This window comes from Streptococcus parasanguinis, from assembly GCF_023109675.1.
Taxonomy (GTDB): domain Bacteria; phylum Bacillota; class Bacilli; order Lactobacillales; family Streptococcaceae; genus Streptococcus; species Streptococcus parasanguinis_I.
Map to the genome: position 1 here is coordinate 1 of NZ_JALDUR010000016.1, position 20,269 is coordinate 20,269.

Here is a 20,269-nt window from a genome sequence, read left to right on the forward strand (position 1 = left end):
TCATCAGCTTTTACAGCCCTACTCAACTGTGCGGAGGTGGGACGACGAAATCGAATTCTAACGAATTACCGATTTCTATCCCACTCTCTTATTTCATATAAATCATCCCTGTACAGGCTTGCTCTGAAAGTTCAACAAAGCCCAGGGATTGGTAAAAGGCTAGATTTTTCTCGCTACGTTCAGTGGCAAGGAGCCGTTGATAGACAGTAGGGAAGGTCGCTAAAGCCTCTGTTAAGAGTCTCCTTCCGATACCTTGACGCTGGTAATCTGGTCTTACCAAAAGGTCCTGTACAAAAATAACCGAGTAGCCATCACCTACCAAGCGAATGTAGGCGACGAGCTCTTTCTCATCATAGACTGCCAACTGCCAGAGACTGGCTTTGACAGCTTGTTCCAGCATAGTTGGGTTGTTGGTATAATTGGTCCATCCGACCGAGCTGTAGAGTGCGAGTAGGTCTGTCATCGCTGGAATTTCTTTTTTATAATCTAACATCTTAACTCCTTTTTAAGGTATAGTGCTGGAAGAAGGCGATATCCCGGTAAGGTGACTCTTGGCAAACGGCCAGCTCCATCTTGAGCATAGACTCTCGCCAGCCTTCTTGGCCCTTGAAGCGATTGTCCTGCAAGGCATAAAAGACTCGGATCCCTTGGTAATCCTGAACTTCAAGGGCTAAGTCTTCTACTGCTGCACCGAGATCATAGGCCTGGGCCAAACCCATGGAGTGGGTTTCCAGGTCTTGACCTGCTAGGAGATCAAGAGCCTTTTGAGTATCATTTTCAAAGACGACGGTCTGCAGGACGCGTCCAACCTCATTGTGCTTGACGATAGATAGCAGGCCTCCTAGTTTCAAGAGACGAGTAAATACCTTGAGAATCTCCTTGCGATCTTCTACATACTCCAAGACATTGTGGCAGAGGATAACATCAAAGCTGGCATCTTCAAGACTTGCTAACTGATCCAGACTTCCGACGATTTGTTGGTAGGGATGGTCCTGGACTCGCAAGGCTACCATTTCCTCATTGGGCTCCACAGCAAGGACTTGATTATCTTTCGTTAGGTGGTTGGCTACAAGGCCAAAACCACTGCCAAAATCAAGCACCCTCTTTTCCTTGATTTCCTGTAATTGCTCAAAAAGGATATCATAATAGATCTGTCCCCAGGGTTGCTGGAGGGTTTCTAAATAGGCTTGGATATTGGCTGCCATCTGGTTCCTCCTATTTGTAATTAAACATCTTGCTAGCTAGCTTGTCCGAGATGCGAGGGAAAAGAGTATAGAGCTTGTGGGTCAGGTTCAAGAGCCAAGGAAGATTGAGCTCACGTTTTGCTTTTCCAAAGTTTTTGACAATCTTCTTGGCCACAAAGTCCGGTTCCAAAATGTAGTGATCCACAGCTTTGACATAGCTTCCGTCTGGGTCTGCCTGGTCAAAGAAAGTGGTCCGAATGGGGCCTGGATTGACCGTCGTCACATGAACACCAAAGAGCATGAGTTCTAGCCGCAGGGCATTAGAGAAGCCAATGGCCGCAAACTTGGTCGCCGAATAAAGGCTGGATTTGGCAGTTGCGACGAGACCCGCCATGCTGACGATGTTAACAATGTGCCCCTTGCCTGCTGTCTTCATGCGGGCACCAATCAAACGTGAAAACTGCATGAGGGCAAAGGTATTGACCTCAAACATGGCATGAATCTGCTCATTGGTAATCTGGTCAAACTCTTCAAAAATCCCATAGCCTGCGTTGTTGACCAAGACATCAATCTGTCCGTAGCGCTGATAGAGCTCTTCTACCAAATCTTGGACGGCTGAGGAATCAGTGATATCGATCCCGATGCATTCAGCTTGAGGATGACTGGCATAGAGCTTTTCCAGTTTTTCTTGATTTCTACCTAGGAGAATCAGCCGGTCTTCAGGGAGGAGCTTGACCATTTCTTGGGCCAAGCCTCCACTTGCTCCTGTTATGAGAATGGTTCGCATCTTAGATCTCCACTTCTTCCAAATCTTTGACGACATAGACATTTTCAAAAATGCTGGAAGCATCCTTGCGCAATTGGCTGATATCTTTTGATAAGAAGCGAGCACTGATGTGGTTGAGAAGAAGGCGCTTGGCTCCAGCTTCACGCGCCACTTCTGCCGCCTGCATATTGGTCGAGTGACCGTGTTTCTTAGCAATCTTCTCATCGCCCTTGCCATAGGTAGACTCATGGACCAAGACATCCGCATTGACCCCGAGGCGGACGCTGGCATCAGTCTTTCTGGTATCTCCAAGGATCGTGATAATCTTACCAGGCCGAGGGGCTGAAATATAATCCGCAGCAATGATCTTAGTGCCATCTTCCAGGGTGACATCTTGTCCATTTTTGACCTGGCCAAAGAGCGGCCCAAATGGAACGCCCGCTGCCTTCAGCTTGTCTGCGTCGAGCGTCCCTTCCAAGTCCTTCTGCATGATCCGGTAACCCACACAGAAAATAGTGTGGTCCAAAGCTTCCGCATAAACCGTGAATTTATCGGTTTCTAAAATCTTACCTAGAGAATGTTCATCGAATTCATGAAAATGAATGCGGTAAGGCAGGCGAGAGCCTGATACGCGAAGACTAGTCATCACAAAGGATTTGATTCCTACTGGTCCATAGATATCCAGATCCGTCTGCTCTTCATTGGCCTGAAAGGCCCGACTAGAGAGGAAACCTGGCAAACCAAAAATATGGTCTCCGTGTAGGTGAGTGATAAAGATCTTGCTAACCTTTCGCGGACGAATGGTCGTTTCTAAAATTTGATTCTGTGTCGCCTCGCCACAATCAAAGAGCCAGACTTCATTGATCTCGTCCAGCAATTTGAGCGCTAAGCTCGATACATTCCGGGCTTTTGAGGGTTGCCCAGCTCCCGTTCCTAAAAATTGAATGTCCATTGTCTACTTTCTATCTATATAAATCATGGCCGTCCGGTTCTCTGAACGGAACGAAAGGTTGAAAGGATAGGCTTGAGCCTGCTCAAGCAGCTCCTCCTGGTTATAACCTGACAGTTTCAAGCGTCCATCTTCCAAGGTCATCAAGTCCGTCAGAGCTGAGAGGGCTTCTGTTTTAGTGACCACTTCTGGGCCGGCCTCTTGCAGACAGATCTTGCCATCTTTTTCAAAGACCAAACAATGCGGAAAGATCTCTGCGATTTCGAATAAAATCGAAGGGGTGATTTCCGCCGCTGGATGTTCAGCAAAGACACAGGCTATCTCTCCATTTACATAGGCCAAGCCATAAGACTTACCTGATAAGTTGAGGCGGATAAAAGGTTTTTGTTCATCAAAACTTTGCTGAACTGTGAATAAGTCAAATGCTCGGCTCAAGTCCAAGAAATAATCCATGGCCTCCTTGGGACTCTTCTTTTGGTAGAGCTCAGCGAAATAAGCGTTGATCACACTTGGCGGAGGTGTAATCACACGGAGACGCAAGTCCTCAGGGATCGTGCTTAATAGATTTTTCAGATAGACCCGATCGAGACTGGTATAGCCCCCATATTTTATTGCTAAATCAACGTAATCCGTCATAAAATTCTTCCAACTTCCACTTATTTTTCTCTGCGATATAGCCTTGAATGACCTCGACATCTTCTTCAAATTCTCGCCGGTCAATGATCGCGACCGTCTCTAAGTCATGTGTCCGATAGGATTTTGAAAAGGGAACGCGAATAGTAAAGGGAACAAAGAGTTCTCTCAGTTTTTCTAGGAACAAAGCCTGCAAATCCTCACGAGCTGTCTCAGAGCGAGCTGAAATCAAGCTAAAAGGGGTCTGGGTTGGGGTAAAGTCCGCTACTTTATCCGCTTTGTTGTAGAGGGTTAAGCGAGGAATCTCTAGCATATCTAAGTCTTTCATGATAGAGAGAACGGTCTTTTCATGCTCCTCATGATTGGGATCAGAAGCATCGATGACATGGACCAAGAGATCCACATTCTTACTTTCTTCCAGGGTCGACTTAAAACTTGATACCAACTCTGTTGGCAAGTCCTGAATAAAGCCGACTGTATCGGTCAGGGTTACTTGTAGATTGCCTGTTAGGTGGATGCTCTTGGTTGTGGCATCCAAGGTCGCAAAGAGTTCATCAGCTTCATACTGGCTCTTACTAGTCATTTGATTCATAATGGTCGACTTTCCTGCATTGGTATAGCCGATCAAACCAATCTTGAAGACAGGTGATTCCAAGCGTTTTTCACGAAGGGTTTCCCGGTTCTTTTCAACAGCCTTGAGCTGGCGCTCGATATCGGTGATTTGATTGCGAACGCTCCGGCGGTTCAACTCCAACTGACTTTCCCCTGGACCACGAGATCCAATTCCCCCGGCCTGACGGCTGAGCATGATCCCTTGACCAACAAGGCGTGGCAAGAGGTATTTAAGCTGGGCCAAGTGCACCTGCAACTTCCCTTCATGGCTTCTAGCTCGCATGGCAAAGATATCTAGAATCAGCTGCATCCGGTCAATAACCTTAACCCCAAGGATTTCTTCTAAATTGACATTTTGCCGGGGCGTCAGGCGGTTATTGACCACCACTGTCGTAATCTCATCTGCTTCGACCATCTGAGCAATTTCTTCTAATTTTCCTGAGCCGACAAAGGTCTTAGTATCGTACTTCTCCCGCTTTTGTGTATAAGAGCCCCGGACATCTCCACCGGCTGTTTTAGCTAGGCTTGCCAACTCCTCCATCGACATATCAAAATTGTCCATGCCTTGAAGTTCCACACCAACCAAAAGGATGCGTTCTTGTTTCTTTTCTGTTTCAATCATGCTCTAAAAACTCCTTTACATCTGCAAGAACCTGCTCCTTGAAGTGGGGGGCAGAAATGGCGTAAAAGGTCACTTCCATCCGATTTCGAAACCAGGTCAGCTGCCGTTTGGCAAAACGCCGGGTGTTGCGCTTGAGGGTCTCACTGGCTTCTTCAAGGCTTTGCTCCCCCTTAAAGTAGGGAAAGAGTTCCTTGTAGCCAATCCCTTTACTGGCTTGCACATCTGGGTAATGGTCATAGAGCCAGCGAGCTTCATCCAGTAAGCCCTCCTCTAACATGCTATCTACTCGACGATTGATACGATCATAGATCAAGGACCGATCATCATCTAGACAGATCAGATAGGGTTCATAATCGGTCTCTTCGTTTGCTAGGTCTTTTCCAAAATGCGCAATTTCAAGAGCCCGCATGGCCCGACGGCGATTGAGCTGAGGAATCACAAGTCCTTGCTCCGCCACTCTTTGGTACAAGTCTTCATCCGAAAGCAAGTCCAATTGAGCCCGATAGGCCAGAATCTCTTCATGAGGAACTTCACCACCAAGATGATAGCCTTCAAGAAGACTTTGGATGTAGAGGCCCGTCCCACCTGCAATGATGGGAAGCTTGCCTCGGGCTGTGATCTCCGCGATGGCCTGTTTAGCTTCTCTTACAAAATCAAAAGCCGAGTAAGACTCGGTTACCTCCCGCACATCGATCAAATGATGGGGAGCTGCAGCTTGCTCTTCTGGTGTCGCCTTGGCTGTTCCAATATCCAGCTTGCGATAGACTTGCTGACTATCGCCACTGATGATTTCACCATTGAGGGCTTGCGCCAAATCGATCGCAAGAGCTGTTTTCCCAACAGCAGTCGGTCCCACAATCACAATTATCTTGGTTTTCATCGTTTTTCCTTGCAAAATTCACGTTTTTTCGTTACCATATATTATAACATAAATATTTAAAGTTCAGAAAAGGAGAAATTCTCATGGCTAAAGGATTTGGTAAAGGTTTTGTTACTGGTGTTGCTGGTACAGTTGCTGCTGTCGCAGGTGCAGTTTACACATTCAAGAAAAAAGTAATCGAGCCAGAAGAAAAGAAAGCAGCTTTCATCGAAGAAAACCGCAAAAAAGCAGCACGTCGCCGTGTCTCACACTAATCATTCAAAAAGCTCCGGTTTTCCGGAGCTTTTTTTGCTGAAGAAAAAGTCCATTTTGGAAAATTTTCTTTTACTGGTAGGGTTTGTCACGATATGCTAACACAAGTAATGCTAAAAGAATTAGAATGATATATATTATGCTTATTCAAACATATACTGAAACTTTCCGCCGTGAGAAAAGTGCTAGAAACACTACGGTTTCTAGCACTCGGTAGTTTTGAAACTTTAGGTTCAAAACTAAGTCATGGAACTTCTTCGAAGTTCGCTGACGTCCGTACTCACCTAAGGAAAGTTTCTATGATGACGTTTGTCTTCAATCTAAAAGCCTCGGGAAACCTGAGCTTTTAGATTGAAATTTCACCGTTCTTTGATCATCTTCGTTGCGATCTCCAAGAGTTCCACTCCCATCTGAAAGTGCTCGTCTAATAAATCATAAACGGCATCTTCGGACAAGACACCACATGGTAGATCTGCTGGAAAGTCAGCTTGATTGGACAAGTCCAAATCATCAAAATAGACCTGACTACTATAATAATCGCGAAGTTGGATATAGCTTTCTTGATGCTCTCTTAGCTGATCCACTGCTTTTTTAGTTTCTTCCAAAGTTTTGGCATAGTCATTCAAATAACCTTCCATTCTTTGGATCCGTTCGATGTTTTCCTGTGCAATTGCCATGATTTACTCCACTTTCACCACTTCTAGATGGGGGCCACCTAGAAGCACGAGGTATTTTTCTACTTGCTCTTTGCCATAAGAACGACGAAGAGCTTCTGCATAGAGATCGAGCTGATCCCGGTAGCGTTCGACCAATTGGCTAGGAACCTTGTAGTGATCCGTCTTATAATCAAAGAGCAGGATCCGGTCTTCTAGCACCACGTAACCATCCAGGATCCCCCGCACGACGAAGTCCTCTCCACTGGCTGGATCTTTCTTCAGCATGGCAAAGGGAGCTTCGCGACGGACTCGAGAGGCCTCTTTTTGAAGCAAGGTCCCCAAAGGCGTCTCATAGAAAGCAAGGATGGCCTCTAGCTTGATGCGCGCTTTGACCGCTGGCTCTGCTTGAACTTGCTCCAAGGCTTGATGCAGCGTATCCAGCGTGATTTCTTCTCCAAGAGGCACGCGCTGCATGAGTTCATGGACAGCACTACCGACTTGGGCTCCTGTCACGGCTTTTTCTTGACCAAAAGTTGGCAGCTCAAAGTCAGGCGTCATAGTCTTCGCATCCATGATCTGGACGCCATTGGCATCCATGACCGGCTCGTAGAATTTCTTGATCTGACTTGGTGTACGAACAATTGGTAAATGAATGGCCGGAGCATAGAGCTGATTGAGCCGATCAACATTTTCCAAGATATCCAAGGCCCGACGAATATCCTCTGACTGACGGACATCCTTGAGCTGATCAAGCCGGGAATCCTTCTCCTTCTCTAGTGGTTCCAACTGGTCTGGTGTCAGGTCTTCATCTGTCACAAAACGCGTGTCATAGGCCAGGGTATTTTTGGTAAACACATCTTGAATAGCAAAGAGCCAGTCCTGATAAGAGGTCCATTCTTTTCGCTTCTCTGGATCCAATTTGCCATTGCGACTAGTCCCCCAATCAGTATCACGCAGTTTGTCCTCCCGGCCTTTTCCGACAAGATAGAGCTTGAGCTCAGCCCGTGTCATGGCGACATAAAGAAGACGCATCTGCTCAGAAATCGTGGCCAATTTTGTTTCTTCCACATTGCGTTGGTAGCAAGGTGTTTCGATCTGCAGGCGAATAGTCTCTGGAGCAGCTGGATTTTCTGTCTCAACCGGCAAGTTCGCAACATATTTAAAGCCAATCCCTTTTTGACGACTGAGAATAATTGGCCCCGATTGATCCTTACGGTTAAAAGCCTTGTCCATATTGAGAATAAAGACATACTTGAATTCCAGCCCCTTACTCTTATGGACGGTCATGAGCTGGACGGCATCTTTTGGAGCCGCAAGAGGTACGCTAGCCAAATCGTGTTCATTTTCGATCACCTTGTCGATCATGGCAATGAAGCGCGACAAGCCCTTAAAGCTGGCCTTCTCATAATCATTGGCCCGAAGCGTCAAGGCATAGAGATTGGCCTGGCGCTGGGCCCCATTTGGAAGGGCGCCGACATAGTCATAGTAATAGCGATCCTCATAGATTTTCCACAGCAAATCATAGAGCGAAGAGGTCTTGGCAGCAGCTCTCCAAGTAGATAAAACCTTGAGGAAGTTCTCGATTTTAGCTGAGAGCTTGGCATCAATCAGATTTGCATGCTCTGCAGTTTTTTCAAGGGCTAACTGGACCTTGTGGTAGAAGGCCACTTGCTTTTGCTCTGGAAGGGTCTGCAAGGAAATCCGTGCCAATTCATCTTCATCAAAGTCAAACATGGGTGATTTCATGAGAGCAACCAAGGGATAATCATGCAAGGGATTGTTAATGGTCCGCAAGGTATCCAACATGACCATCACTTCCAGTGACTCAAGATAATGCGCCTGTCCGCTATCTGCCACAATCGGAATATGGTACTGGTCAAAAGCTTCCAGAATCGCATCATTTCGCGTTCGAGTCGCAGTCAAGAGCGTGATCTCTTTAAAGGGCACTTTTTCTACCCGATGGAGACGTAAAATTTCTTTGATGACCAGGAGAATTTCTCCCTTGGAAATCGTCTCGACTCCAAGAGGAGCTTCCTCGTCTTCGGTCTTTTCTTCCTGGTCTTGGGAGCCATCATAAAGCAAAAATTCTGCCCGATGTTGTGGCAAGGCCATCCGCTGCTTGTCGCTTCCTGCGACCAGATAGTGGGTTTGATTGTAGTCAATCTCGCCCACCTCTTCGTCCATCAAATGGCGAAAGACATCATTGGTCGCGTCCAATACTTCCACATGACTCCGGAAATTTTCCTTGAGGAGGATCAACCTCCCTTTCGCCCCTTCTTCTTGGTAGGCTTTAAATTTATCATTGAAAATCTGTGGATCTGCCTGACGGAAGCGATAAATCGATTGCTTGATATCCCCCACCATGAAGCGATTGTGGCCATTTGACAACAAGTCCAACATCCGCTCTTGGGTGTGATTGGTATCCTGATACTCATCGACCATGACCTCATGATAACGCTCTTGAAAGGCTTGTCTCACCTCTGGGAATTGCTCTAAAATTTGAATCGCAAAATGACTGATATCCCCAAATTCATAAGCTTTTTCTTGGATTTTTCGCTCCAGATAAGCGCGAGCAAAGTCTCGGATAAAGTCCCGCAGCAAGGAGAGCATGGGGCCTTCTTCTTGGTGGAAGGTTTGTTGAAATTCCAGCTGATAGAGCTGATTGTCCAAGTCTCTGAGGCGGTTGATATGTATGGTTTTATCCTGGTTATAAGCCGTGACTAACTCTTTCAACTCTTCCTTACGAGCTCTATTGGTCAAGGCTCCCCCATTTGAAGCCCGACTAATCGCCACGACTGCCTTTAGGACAGAGGTCAGTTGCTCTTTATTGGTGGGACCTGTCAGGCTTCCAATTTGATCGAGCACCTCTTGCACCGCTTCCAAATATTTGGCCTTGCCAAATGCTTGGCCCTCATTGGACAAATGAAAGGCAAAAAAGCTTTCTGCCTCATAAAGGGCCTGCTGGATGCTCTCCATCAGAGCACCTTCAACCTGTTCAAAATCAGTCTCCTCATAACCTTTTAGGAAATGCTCCTCCAACCATTTCTCTGGATCACTGGTCGACTGAAGAAAATCATAGATCTGGTAGACCTGCTCTTTAAACAAGGTCAAATTTTTGCGCTGTCCCGTGAAATTCTTGACCATCTGGACAAAAGCTTCTTGATTTTCCCCTTGGTAATAGCGGTCAAAAACAGCTTGAAAGACTTCATTTTGTAAGAGACGTTGCTCACTGGCATTTTGTAAAATCCGAAACTGGGGTGTCAACCCAAGCAAATAGCCATAGCGCGTTAGGACCTTTTGGGTAAAGGAATCCATGGTTCCGATATCACTAGTGGCAACATCTGCGATTTGACGGGCCAGATGTTGTTTGAGCTCTGGGTCATCGCTCGCTTGCAGGGCTTTTCCAAGTTCACTTTCCAAACGCTCCTTGAGCTCCCCTGCTGCCTTGACCGTAAAGGTCGAGATAAAGAGCTCCTTAATCGAAATGCCTCGCTGGATCTGATCCAAAATCCTTTGCACCAGGACAAAGGTCTTCCCCGAACCAGCAGAGGCCGACACCAAGATATTGGTCCCCGAACTATAGATGGCATCGATCTGTTCCGGTGTCCGCTTTTGCTCTTTAGTAGAGGCTGCCTCTTGGGCCTGAAGGGCCTTGATTTCTTCTCTTGTCAAAAATACTTGTTTGATCATTTGTTCAAGACCTCCTTCATCTTCTCGATCCAAGCGGCTTTCACCTTTTCACCGCGTATTCCTTTTTGGTCTAGTTTGGTCAAGAACCGTGCCTGACCAAGGTGACGATCCGCTTCAAAGCCGGTGATGGATTTAAACTGCTCCACATATGGTGCGATATTGCGCCCATTTTCACTATAGGGATTGATGGCAAATTGCCCTTTGAGAATCCCTTCTGCTGCTGTTTTATAGAGATAAGCGTTGTACAAGAGGAGCAGGTCCAGCTCTTCCTTACTCAGCATCATGGCCTTGTTCTTATCATAGGCCTCTCCCAGATAAGGCGCCTGATCTGCCATAAAGAGTCCCTTGTACTGTTGACTTTTCATAGTTTGGTTGATGGCGTCCTCGACTGTCTTGGTCTTTTTCAGATCTACTAGGGGATCTCCCATTTCCAAATACATGGCACCGAAAATCCCTTGCTCCGCTTGGTATTCCTTCAAATCCTGAATCGCAGAGAGATAGGTTGGCAATTGAGAATTTAGTCCATTAAAGAACTTGTCATAGTGAAATTGCGTCAAGCTCGACTTGTAATCCACAACGCCAAGAGCTCCCCGATCGCTTAACTGATCAATGCGGTCCACCTTGCCTCGTAGCCGCAGGAAACGGCCATCAGACAAAGGATAAGAGGTGTGGGCGCTCCCGCCAAAGAGGGTCTCCTCACCAATGGTCTCGATGCCATTTTGCTGAGCGAGGACACGCCCCGTTGTTTTAGCGGTATCAAGAAGCAAGTTGCGAATAAACTCGGTCTCTCCATTTTCTCCATACAATTGCTGGAACTCTGCTTCTTGGCTGGTTTCTCGAATCGCCTCGCTTAAGCGCTGATCAAACGCTTGATCGGAGCTGTCTTTTAAGACTTTTTCAAAGATTCGGTGCAAGAAATTCCCATGACTGCGAGCGTCTGGCTGGATGGTCTCATCCTCTTGTAGCCCTAAGACATAGCGCAGATAAAAGGCGTACTGGTGCTTGTAGTATTCATTCAAGGCAGAAGCAGATAAGGTCAAGGCTTTGCCTTCTGGGTAGAGCGCTTGAAGCGTATCCGACTGGAGCTGGCGACTCTTCAATTCTGTTGAAATTTGAGGAATCTGGATGCCTTCAGCGGCTAATTTCTTGCGCAAGACCCGTACCGCCACACCCCAAAAGCTGGCTTCTTCAGCGGACAGCTCACTAGTGATCTCTTCTTGATGGAGTTCGATCACGCGCGCTAAGAGGGCTCGGTAGGTCCCGATATCATCACTCGAAGCTTGGGCTTGTTTGGTCGTCCACTTGATGGCAATGGGCTCCTTGGCCAATTCTAGAAGGTAAGGAGAGACACTATCTTCCGTTTCATTGACCAAGCTAGGGGCCGATAGGACCAGTTGTTCGGTCGCTGCATTGAGGAGCGAAACCGCCACAAAGCGATTCTTCTTGAGATTTTCGCTGGTCACCACCTGGAGCTCTGCTCCTTCTTGGGTGGCCTCATTGAGCTGCTGGCGTTCGTCTTCACTGAGAAGAGAGGTGTTTTGGGCGATCTTGGGAAATCGCTCCTGGGTTAGCCCAATGGCATAGACATAAGGGGCTGTCAAGGGCTCAATCAAGTCATAGGACTGAACGGTCACTACATCAACTGTAGCAGGAACTGTCCGGTATTGTGACAATTGCATGCCGGATAAGACAAGAGCTAAAAAGTCATCCACTGTCAGTTCTTGGTCCTCAAAAACCAGACTCAATTCTTCTAAGACGTGGAGGAAGGTCTTCCAGACCTGGTCATAGCGCTCCTGCTCTTCCAAAGCTAGATCCTTGATCAAAGCTTGTAGATTCTGAGAAAGCTGAGCCTCTTGCAGAAACTCTGTAAAGGTGGTTAAGAGTTGGGTCACCTTTTGTTTGCGCTGTGAAAAGAAAGGGACTAGAGGTTCTACGACGCGTTCTCGGAGAGTATTAAGCTTTTCCAAATTAAACTTGCCCTGACGATTGCTAGTAAAAGGCTTGTGAAATTTTGTAGCACCCTTTACTTCCGCAAAGCAAAGGTATTGCTCAAAAGCATCGACTTCTGCTTGCGTCAGATCACTATACAGACCCGTTTTCAATAGATTGATGACATCTTCTGTCTGGTAATTGAACTGTTTGATCCGCCCTAGCGATTCAATGACCTGAATCAAGGGATGGTGGACCATGGCCTCACTTCGTCCCAAGTAAAAGGGAATCTGATACTGATCAAAAATGGTCTTGAGTTGCAGTTGATAAGCTTCCACATCGCCTAACAAGACCCGAATATCCCGATAGCGGGCCCCATCATGAAGACGCTGACGGATGGATTTGGCAACAAATTCCAACTCTTCTTTTTGCGTATTGGTCTGCCAGAGTTGGATAGCTGTTCGATCTTGGTCCTCCAGCTCATTTTCCACTTGTGAAAAATCGTAGCGCGCTTCTAGCATGCGGGTAATGCGACTAAAAGAGTCTTCGATCGCTTGCCCACAATACTGAGGCTGAACTTGGAAAGTCTTTGCCAGCTGGAGGAGAAAGTCAACACTGGCTTGGTAAAGATTTCCCTCTCTAAAGCTTGCCCGGTAGGCTTTTTCACTGGCATAGACTCCGATGACAATCTCCACTCCTTTTCGGTGAAGGAGACCAATCAAAGCCTCTTCTTCTGCAGAAAAACGCGTGAAGCCATCGACGACGATCGCCACATCCTGTAATTGCTCTTCCAGCTGCCCTTCTTCGACCTGATTGAGGAAAAAGGCCATCTTGGACTGGGATTCATACTGATGCTTGACCAGCATCTCAGAGACCGCTTCAAAAATCGCCAAGAGGTCCTCTCTTTTTTCAGCTTCCTCGAGCAACTCCAAATCGGTAAAATCCATCTGGGCCGTCTGCAATTCATGATAGAGCTGGACCAGTTGCTGGATAAACTGAGGATCCTTGCGCAGGGCCCCGTAAGCTTTGAGATCCTGCTCCTTCATCTGGGACAGGGCTTTAAAAAATAGCATACCTAGACCGATGTCATCCAAGGGTTGCTCCTCAAAAACCTGATTCAGGATGAAATAACGGGCCATTTGGGCAAAGCGCGTGACGGTAATGGCAAAAGAAGCCTGACCTTCTAAATAGGACAAGACCTTGGCTTCTTTTTCAAAGGAAAGAGAGTTGGGCGCAATGTAAAACACACGCTTGCCCTGTTCTACTAACCCTACGGCTTCTTGTGTCAGGACCTGGGTCAAGGGGGTCCGAACATCCGTATAGAGTAATTTCATCCGATCCGTTCTCCTTTTGGCATTTTCTTGAGAGCTTGTTATCTTCTTATTATATCATTTTCACAGGAGGGACTAAAGCAAGAAGTCATGCTCCTCTTGCCCCAATTTTAGGACATTTGTGCTACAATAGAAGTTAAAGAAACAGAAAGGATGATCCCGATGACCAGCATTTATGATTTTTCTTTAGAAAACCAGAATGGGGAGGAGATTCCCCTTTCTCACTACCAAGGTAAGGTCCTCATCGTGGTCAATACAGCAACAGGCTGTGGCTTGACCCCGCAATACCAAGGACTGCAAGATCTCTACCTGCGCTACCAGGAAAAGGGGCTGGAAATCCTAGACATTCCCTGTAACCAATTCATGGGGCAGGCACCAGGAACTGCAGAAGAAATCAATAGTTTCTGCAGCCTCAACTACCAGACCACCTTCCCACGATTCGCTAAAGCCAAGGTCAATGGTAAAGAAGCCCTTCCTCTCTATGACTGGCTCAAAAGTCAAGCAGCTGGACCACTGGGCAAACGCATCGAATGGAACTTCTCAAAATTTGTCATCGACCGACAAGGCCAAGTTGCCCAACGCTTCTCCTCCAAAACAGAGCCAGCTGCCATGGAAGACTTGATCCAAGACTTACTTGAGAAATAAGCAAAAAGCCTGAAAGTGTAGTCAGGATTTTTGATGAATGGCTATTTATTTTCGAGACTTTCCGCTGTGAGAAAAGTGCCTGAAACAATAACGTTTCAGGCACTCAGGAATTTTGAGAGTAAAACAGTTTGGGAAACTGTTTTAGCCTGAGCCCAGAAATTAAAGAGCGAAGGGGCTCAATAATTAGTCATGGAACTTCTTCGAAGTTCGCTGACGTCCGTACTCACCTAAGGAAAGTTTCTAAGAAGTCATTATCCATAAGCCAAAAAAGCCTGAGCTAACGCTCAAGCTTTTTTTATTATTAATCAATTTCAAGTCCACCGGTGTACAAGCGGTAATAAGTGCCACGTTCTGCCATCAAGGAAGCATGGTTGCCTCGTTCGATAATGCGTCCGTGGTCCATCACCATGATGACATCGGAATTGACAATCGTCGATAGACGGTGGGCGATAACAAAGACTGTCCGACCTTCCATCAAGCGGTCCATCCCTTCTTGCACCATCTTCTCTGTCCGTGAGTCAATAGAAGACGTCGCTTCGTCCAGGATCAAGACAGGCGCATTGGCAAGGGCTGCACGGGCAATGGCGATCAATTGTCGTTGACCATTTGATAGACCAGCCCCATCATCCGTCAAGACTGTCTCATAGCCCTGATCCAAGTGCTTGACAAAGGAATCCACATTGGCAATCCGAGCTGCTTCAAGGATTTCTTCCCGTGTTGCATCAGCACGGCCGTAAGCGATGTTTTCTGCAATCGTACCAGTAAATAAGTGGGTATCTTGAAGAACGATTCCAAGGGAACGACGCAGAGAATCTTTCTCAATCAATTTAATATCGATCCCATCATAAGTAATCATTCCGGATTGGATATCATAGAATCGGTTGATCAAGTTGGTAATGGTTGTCTTTCCCGCACCAGTCGCTCCGACAAAGGCCACTTTTTGCCCCTTATCCGCGTACAAGTTGATGCCATGAAGGATTTGTTTCTTCCCATCATAAGAGAAATCAACATCATCAAAGACCACATTTCCGACCATCTTCACAAGCTGGTAATCTCCGTTTGGACGTGGGTGTTTCCAAGCCCATTTGTTGGTTTTCTGATCAGTTTCAACCATTTCTCCATCGACCAGTTCATAATTGACCAGCGTCACTTTTCCTTGGTCGACTTCTTCTTCTTCATCCAAAAGATCAAAGACACGATCTCCACCAGCCAAGGCCATAAGGACAAAGTTCAATTGTTGAGAGACCTGGGCAATGGGACCTGTGAAGGAACGGTTCAATTGCAGAAAGGCCATAAGACCACCAATGGTTAAACCACCGACGCCGTTTAGCGCAAAGAGGCCCCCGATCAAGGCTGTTAGAACAAAGGAAACATTTCCCAAGTTCCCAAGAATCGGCATGAGGACGTTGGCATAGCGGTTAGCCTGGTAGGAAGACTCAAAGAGTTGATCATTGATCCGGTCAAAATCCTCAATGCTTTCTCTTTCATGCACAAAGGCCTTGACCACTTTTTGACCAGACATCATTTCTTCAATAAAGCCGTTCTCAATCCCCAAGTTCTTTTGTTGGGCCCCAAAGTAACGACCTGATTTACCAGAAACATCCTTGATGATAAAGACCATGACGATAACCATGAAAAGAACAATCAAGAACAGGAGTGGACTAACCGTCAGCATGGTAATCGTTACCCCAAGGATGGTAATCGCTGAGGATAGAAGTTGAGGAATGGATTGTTCAATCGCTTGGCGAAGGGCATCAATATCATTGGTATAGATAGACATGATGTCCCCGTGTTGGTGGGTATCAAAGTAACGAACTGGCAGTTTTTGCATGCGGGCAAACAACTGATTTCGAAGACTTCTAAGTGAGTCTTGTGAAACAGTCGCCATGATCAAGGTAAAGCCATAGTTGGCAAGGACCCCGATCAAACAGATCAAACCAACCCTTGTCAAGAAGGACAAGAGCGGTCCAAAATCATGGCTATTACTTGTCAGCATGGGCTCCACATAGACGTCTACCAAGGACTGAATCGAAGCTGTCACATTGACCGTCGCAAGTGACGATAGAATGATTAAGATAAAGGAAACAATCAAGGACACCTTGTAGTTTTTCCAAAGGAAGTCGAGCAGGCGAAGGATAGAGCCTAGATTTGCTTTTTTCTTAGTTTTCATCTGCTTCTCCTTTCCCTTGTGTTTGCATTTCATATACTTCTTGGTAGATGGCATTGGTCGCAAGCAATTCCTCGTGACGACCGATCGCATCGATTTGGCCATCATTCATCACAATAATACGATCTGCATCTTGAATAGAGGAAATCCGTTGACCAATGATGATTTTGGTCGTCTCTTTCAAGCTGGTTGCCAATCCTTGACGGATCAAACTATCTGTCTTGGTATCGACTGCCGAAGTCGAATCATCCAAGATCAAGATCTTCGGATTCATAAGAAGGGCACGCGCGATACAAAGACGCTGGCGTTGACCACCAGAGACATTGGATCCCCCACGCTCAATCATGGTGTCATAACCCTCTTTGAAATCTTGAATAAATTCATCGGCTTGGGCAATCTTACAAGCTGCGATGATCTCTTCATCTGTCGCATCCTTATTTCCCCAGCGCATATTTTCTTTAATCGTACCAGAGAAAAGGACATTGGTCTGAAGAACCATGGCCACTTGCTTACGAAGGGAATCAAGATCGTATTCTTTGACATCGTGGCCTGCTACTGTCACCCGACCAGACTCGACATCATAGAGACGAGGAATCAACTGCACCAAGCTTGATTTTCCTGATCCTGTTCCTCCCAAGATACCAATCACTTCCCCTGAACGAATAGAAAGATTAATCCCTTGTAAGACATGGGTCTTGTCGCCATTTTCATCGGTATAAGCAAAAGTCACATCTTCAAAGTTGATCGAACCATCAGCGACTTCTTTGATCCCATTTTCTGGAGAGTCAATCGTCGTTTTGGTCGTTAAGACTTCATTGATCCGCTCAACAGATGCCATAGAAATCGACAACATGACAAAGATCATCATGAACATCATGAGCGACATGAGAATAGTCATGGTGTAGCTAAACATAGAAGTCAAATTCCCAGTAGAAAGTTGGCCACCAACGATCAGATGAGCTCCAATCCATGAGATCAAAAGGAAAGAAGCATACATGGAAAGCATCATAGCTGGGCTACTCAAGACAACGACACGGATAGCCTTCATAAACATGTTGTAAATCAAACGCGAAGCCTTCTTGAATTTAACCGTTTCATCTGCTTCCTTAACGTAAGACTTCACTACCCGCATATTGGTGATGTTTTCTTGAATGCTGTTGTTGAGATTGTCATAAGCTTCAAATACTTCTGTGAAGAGTGGATAAACAATCTTCATGATGATGCTTAAGACGGCTGCCAAAAAGATGGTCACATAGACAAAGATCATGGCCATTTCTGGATTGATCAAGAAACAAGCCACAATGGCAAAGATCAAATTGAGCGGTGCCCGTACACAGATCCGGATCACCATTTGATAGGCATTTTGCACATTGGTCACGTCCGTCATCATCCGAGTGACTAACCCACCTGATGAGAACTGATCAATATTCTCAAATGAGAAGGTTTGAACCTTTTTGAAAATGGCCCGACGAAGGTTTTTAGCAAAACCAGCCGATGCATAGGCGCCATAACGGGCAGACTGCATCCCACAAAAGAGGGAGAGAAAGGCACAGACCAGCATGAGCCCACCGTAAAACAAAATATTGTTCATGTTTCTTTGTTGAACACCCTGGTCCAAAAGACTCGCCATGACAAAGGGAATCGAAATCTCAAACATGACTTCAAAGACCATGAACAAGGAAGCCAAAATCGAGGGCTTCTTGAATTCTTTGATCTCGGAAATTAAGGATCGAATCATTATTACCTCCAATGTTATTCATACTTTTTCCTGCGGTAGAAGCAAAGCTTCTTTCCATCGAAAATAGGTCAAAACACACAAAATTCCCTGAGGGAAAGACCCTAGGGATTACGCGTTTTTTATAGTTTTCATTGTAACCTAAATTGCAAAAAAATGCAAGATTTTTAGACAGCATCCGTTTTTCTGTTGGTCTAGTACAAAAGAGGCTGGGACAAAAGTCCTAGCCTCTCAATTGTTTTTGGATTGTCGAGCAAGACGCAGTGGCAGAGTGGGCTATACTACGCTGATTTTATCAGCTTTTACAGCCCTACTCAACTGTGCGGAGGTGGGACGACGAAATCGAATTCTAACGAATTACCGATTTCTGTCCCACTCTCTCTAGGCGTATCCTGTCTTATTCTTCCTTAGACGTAGCGACGAGATTCAAGAAGCGATCAAAGTAGGACTTGTTTTGTTTCAAATCCTTTTTCAGTCTTTGCGCCTCTGTCAATTCATCCGTAATCAAGCCATCAATAGGTTGTTGCAAATACTTGGTCAACTTCTGCTTGTTATTGATGGTCCAGACATAGAGCTCTTTTTTCATCTCATGGGCTTGTGTCACCAAATCCTCCTGATAAGAAAAGTCTTCAATCGCAAAGAAGTCGACCGAATCCTTTTCAAAGCGACCGAATTGAATGGGAATGACATAGCCGGTCTTGATCTCAGGGGCTTTTTTCTCGACCTTTTCCATGACCGACAGATCCAAAGACATGGCCGGATAATCTTTTTCGACCCCTAAGTCCCGCATCTTCTGCACAAAGAGATCCACATAATTAGCAGGCTCTCCACCATGGGGCTTGAGCTCGACCAAGAGCTTCATCTTCAATTCTTTGGCCCGTTTGACATATTCATCAAATGAAGGGATATGACTCGTGTGGCCATTCTGTTGAATCTTGAGACCTTGCACCTCAGCTAGGGTCATGTCTTTCACATCCTTGTCTACCCCAGCAAGACGCTTGAGATTGTAGTCATGCATGACGACAAATTGATGGTCCTTGGTAAGAAGGATATCCATCTCCGCATAAGCTGCCTTTCCCTTGGCAGCTACTTCTAAAGCTTCCAGGGAATTTTCTACCCCTTTAGAAACATCCCCTCTATGGGCGATGAGCTTGATCTGATCATTCACCTTTAGGGTTGCCAGTTCAAAGGCTGAGATTCCCGATTGGACCATTAGAAAGACCACTGTCAGGGCAAAGAGCCCCTTCATCTTTCGACTGCCTTTGGAGCGCATGACCGATCGGCTCGGTACCTCCCATGCAGAATCCAAGATAATGCCGAGCGATCCCACCTTTGTCAAGACTGTAAAAATGAATAGGAAGGTCCGAATCAAGACCAAAAAGATGGTCACCACCCAGAAATACTGGCCTTCTTTATCGATCACGGTCAAGGTAAAGACCAAACCCAAGATCAATAAAATCCCTAGAAAGGTTAAGAGAAACTCAAAGGACAGAATTCTCCATAAGAGACGAAAACCTCCTCTTTTGGTCATGGTCCAGCTTTTTTTCAAGGCACGACCAAATGGCAACTCCTCTACCACGAGGTTGGGAACCGTATAGATCAAGCGAAGATTAAGATAGATAAAGGTCAGCTGCACCACAAAGAGCCCGATGGAGCCAATCGTGGTCTTTTCAAACTCCCCTGTGATAAAGGTTGGAATATAAAGCCCATCCGTCAAGGTCGATCCTATCAAGACACCTGCAACAGGCAAGGTCAAAAGGAGATAGAGCAGAAAATAAAGCAGATTCCTTCCCGCTAGGTCCTTCAAGCGACCAAATGATTGCCGCAAGACCTTTTTAAAGGACAAGTGTCGGTCGGTTCGCGATAGGTAAATGACCGAAATCAGGGTCCGCATCTCCAGCATAAACAAGAAAGCAAAGACCATGATAAAGACCAAAAGCGCCAGCAAGCTCAAGGGATGGCTCATAACAGAGACCAGGTTGTTCTTATCGATATTAGCCTGACCCGCAAGCAAGACTGCCAGATGAAAGACCCAACTCAAGGCCGCAGCCCCTATACCAACTACAAATTGTAGCAAAATTCCAATCGCGATAAAGGACCATTTGTTGCGCCAGATCAAGTAAAAGCCCCCCTTCAGGTCCTGCCAATAAGTCCGTTTCATCTCAATCCCTTTCCTTTCTTTCATTCCCCTAGAATAGCGGAAAAGCCTCCCCTTGTC

15 protein-coding genes are annotated in these 20,269 nt (G+C 46.1%); 2 read left to right on the forward strand and 13 right to left on the reverse strand.

Features of this window, described 5'->3' with window-relative positions; all coding sequences use genetic code 11:
- Nucleotides 1-88: 88 nt before the first annotated feature.
- The 7 genes from M1G14_RS09445 to miaA are packed head-to-tail and all read right to left on the reverse strand — an operon-like array spanning nt 89 to nt 5,646.
- Nucleotides 89-493: a GNAT family N-acetyltransferase gene (locus tag M1G14_RS09445; RefSeq protein ID WP_049475311.1), complete on the reverse strand. Its 405-nt coding sequence runs from the start codon at nt 491-493 to the stop codon at nt 89-91.
- Between the two features lies 1 nt (nt 494).
- Entirely contained in the window at nt 495-1,205 is a 711-nt protein-coding gene (locus M1G14_RS09450; protein WP_247926538.1) for a class I SAM-dependent methyltransferase, read from the reverse strand.
- Nucleotides 1,206-1,215: 10 nt separating this feature from the next.
- Nucleotides 1,216-1,971, reverse strand: a complete 756-nt coding sequence (locus M1G14_RS09455; RefSeq protein WP_049475313.1) for an SDR family NAD(P)-dependent oxidoreductase — start codon at nt 1,969-1,971, stop codon at nt 1,216-1,218.
- Nucleotide 1,972: 1 nt separating this feature from the next.
- Nucleotides 1,973-2,902: a ribonuclease Z gene (rnz, locus tag M1G14_RS09460; protein WP_003011107.1), complete on the reverse strand. Its 930-nt coding sequence runs from the start codon at nt 2,900-2,902 to the stop codon at nt 1,973-1,975.
- Between the two features lie 3 nt (nt 2,903-2,905).
- Complete coding sequence (locus tag M1G14_RS09465) at nt 2,906-3,535, reverse strand: cystathionine beta-lyase (protein WP_049475314.1); 630 nt, start codon at nt 3,533-3,535, stop codon at nt 2,906-2,908.
- Nucleotides 3,519-4,766 carry a GTPase HflX gene (gene hflX, locus M1G14_RS09470; protein ID WP_049475315.1) on the reverse strand — a complete coding sequence of 416 codons (1,248 nt, stop codon included), beginning with the start codon at nt 4,764-4,766 and terminating at the stop codon, nt 3,519-3,521. The genes M1G14_RS09465 and hflX overlap by 17 nt, the downstream gene beginning before the upstream one ends.
- The gene (miaA, locus tag M1G14_RS09475) at nt 4,759-5,646 is read right to left on the reverse strand and encodes a tRNA (adenosine(37)-N6)-dimethylallyltransferase MiaA (protein WP_195529134.1); all 888 of its coding nucleotides are present in this window, start codon (nt 5,644-5,646) and stop codon (nt 4,759-4,761) included. The genes hflX and miaA overlap by 8 nt, the downstream gene beginning before the upstream one ends.
- Before the next feature lie 83 nt (nt 5,647-5,729).
- Between miaA and M1G14_RS09480 the strand changes: the two genes are divergently transcribed.
- Nucleotides 5,730-5,900, forward strand: coding sequence for a DUF3042 family protein (locus tag M1G14_RS09480; protein ID WP_003014881.1), 171 nt, complete (start codon nt 5,730-5,732; stop codon nt 5,898-5,900).
- 357 nt (nt 5,901-6,257) lie between these two features.
- On the opposite strand, the gene M1G14_RS09485 is transcribed toward M1G14_RS09480, so the two are convergent.
- Genes M1G14_RS09485 through rexB form a run of 3 tightly spaced genes read right to left on the reverse strand, consistent with a single transcriptional unit; the run spans nt 6,258 to nt 13,507 of the window.
- On the reverse strand, nt 6,258-6,575 hold the full coding sequence (locus M1G14_RS09485; RefSeq protein WP_049475317.1) for a DUF4298 domain-containing protein: 318 nt from the start codon (nt 6,573-6,575) through the stop codon (nt 6,258-6,260).
- 3 nt (nt 6,576-6,578) lie between these two features.
- Nucleotides 6,579-10,244, reverse strand: coding sequence for a helicase-exonuclease AddAB subunit AddA (addA, locus tag M1G14_RS09490; RefSeq protein ID WP_247926545.1), 3,666 nt, complete (start codon nt 10,242-10,244; stop codon nt 6,579-6,581).
- A complete protein-coding gene (gene rexB, locus M1G14_RS09495) occupies nt 10,241-13,507 on the reverse strand; it encodes an ATP-dependent nuclease subunit B (RefSeq protein ID WP_070665381.1) in 3,267 nt (1,088 codons plus the stop codon). Before rexB ends, addA begins: the two co-directional genes overlap by 4 nt.
- 159 nt (nt 13,508-13,666) lie before the next feature.
- Here rexB and M1G14_RS09500 point away from each other — a divergent pair, with 159 nt between their 5' ends.
- Nucleotides 13,667-14,149: a glutathione peroxidase gene (locus M1G14_RS09500; RefSeq protein ID WP_045760200.1), complete on the forward strand. Its 483-nt coding sequence runs from the start codon at nt 13,667-13,669 to the stop codon at nt 14,147-14,149.
- Nucleotides 14,150-14,450: 301 nt separating this feature from the next.
- On the opposite strand, the gene M1G14_RS09505 is transcribed toward M1G14_RS09500, so the two are convergent.
- The 3 genes from M1G14_RS09505 to M1G14_RS09515 all read right to left on the reverse strand — a co-directional run bounded on the left by M1G14_RS09505 (nt 14,451) and on the right by M1G14_RS09515 (nt 20,236).
- Nucleotides 14,451-16,319, reverse strand: a complete 1,869-nt coding sequence (locus tag M1G14_RS09505; RefSeq protein WP_061590967.1) for an ABC transporter ATP-binding protein — start codon at nt 16,317-16,319, stop codon at nt 14,451-14,453.
- On the reverse strand, nt 16,309-18,054 hold the full coding sequence (locus M1G14_RS09510; protein WP_024054981.1) for an ABC transporter ATP-binding protein: 1,746 nt from the start codon (nt 18,052-18,054) through the stop codon (nt 16,309-16,311). The genes M1G14_RS09505 and M1G14_RS09510 overlap by 11 nt, the downstream gene beginning before the upstream one ends.
- A 394-nt stretch (nt 18,055-18,448) precedes the next feature.
- Nucleotides 18,449-20,236, reverse strand: a complete 1,788-nt coding sequence (locus M1G14_RS09515; RefSeq protein ID WP_239683026.1) for a glycerophosphoryl diester phosphodiesterase membrane domain-containing protein — start codon at nt 20,234-20,236, stop codon at nt 18,449-18,451.
- Between the last annotated feature and the right edge of the window lie 33 nt (nt 20,237-20,269).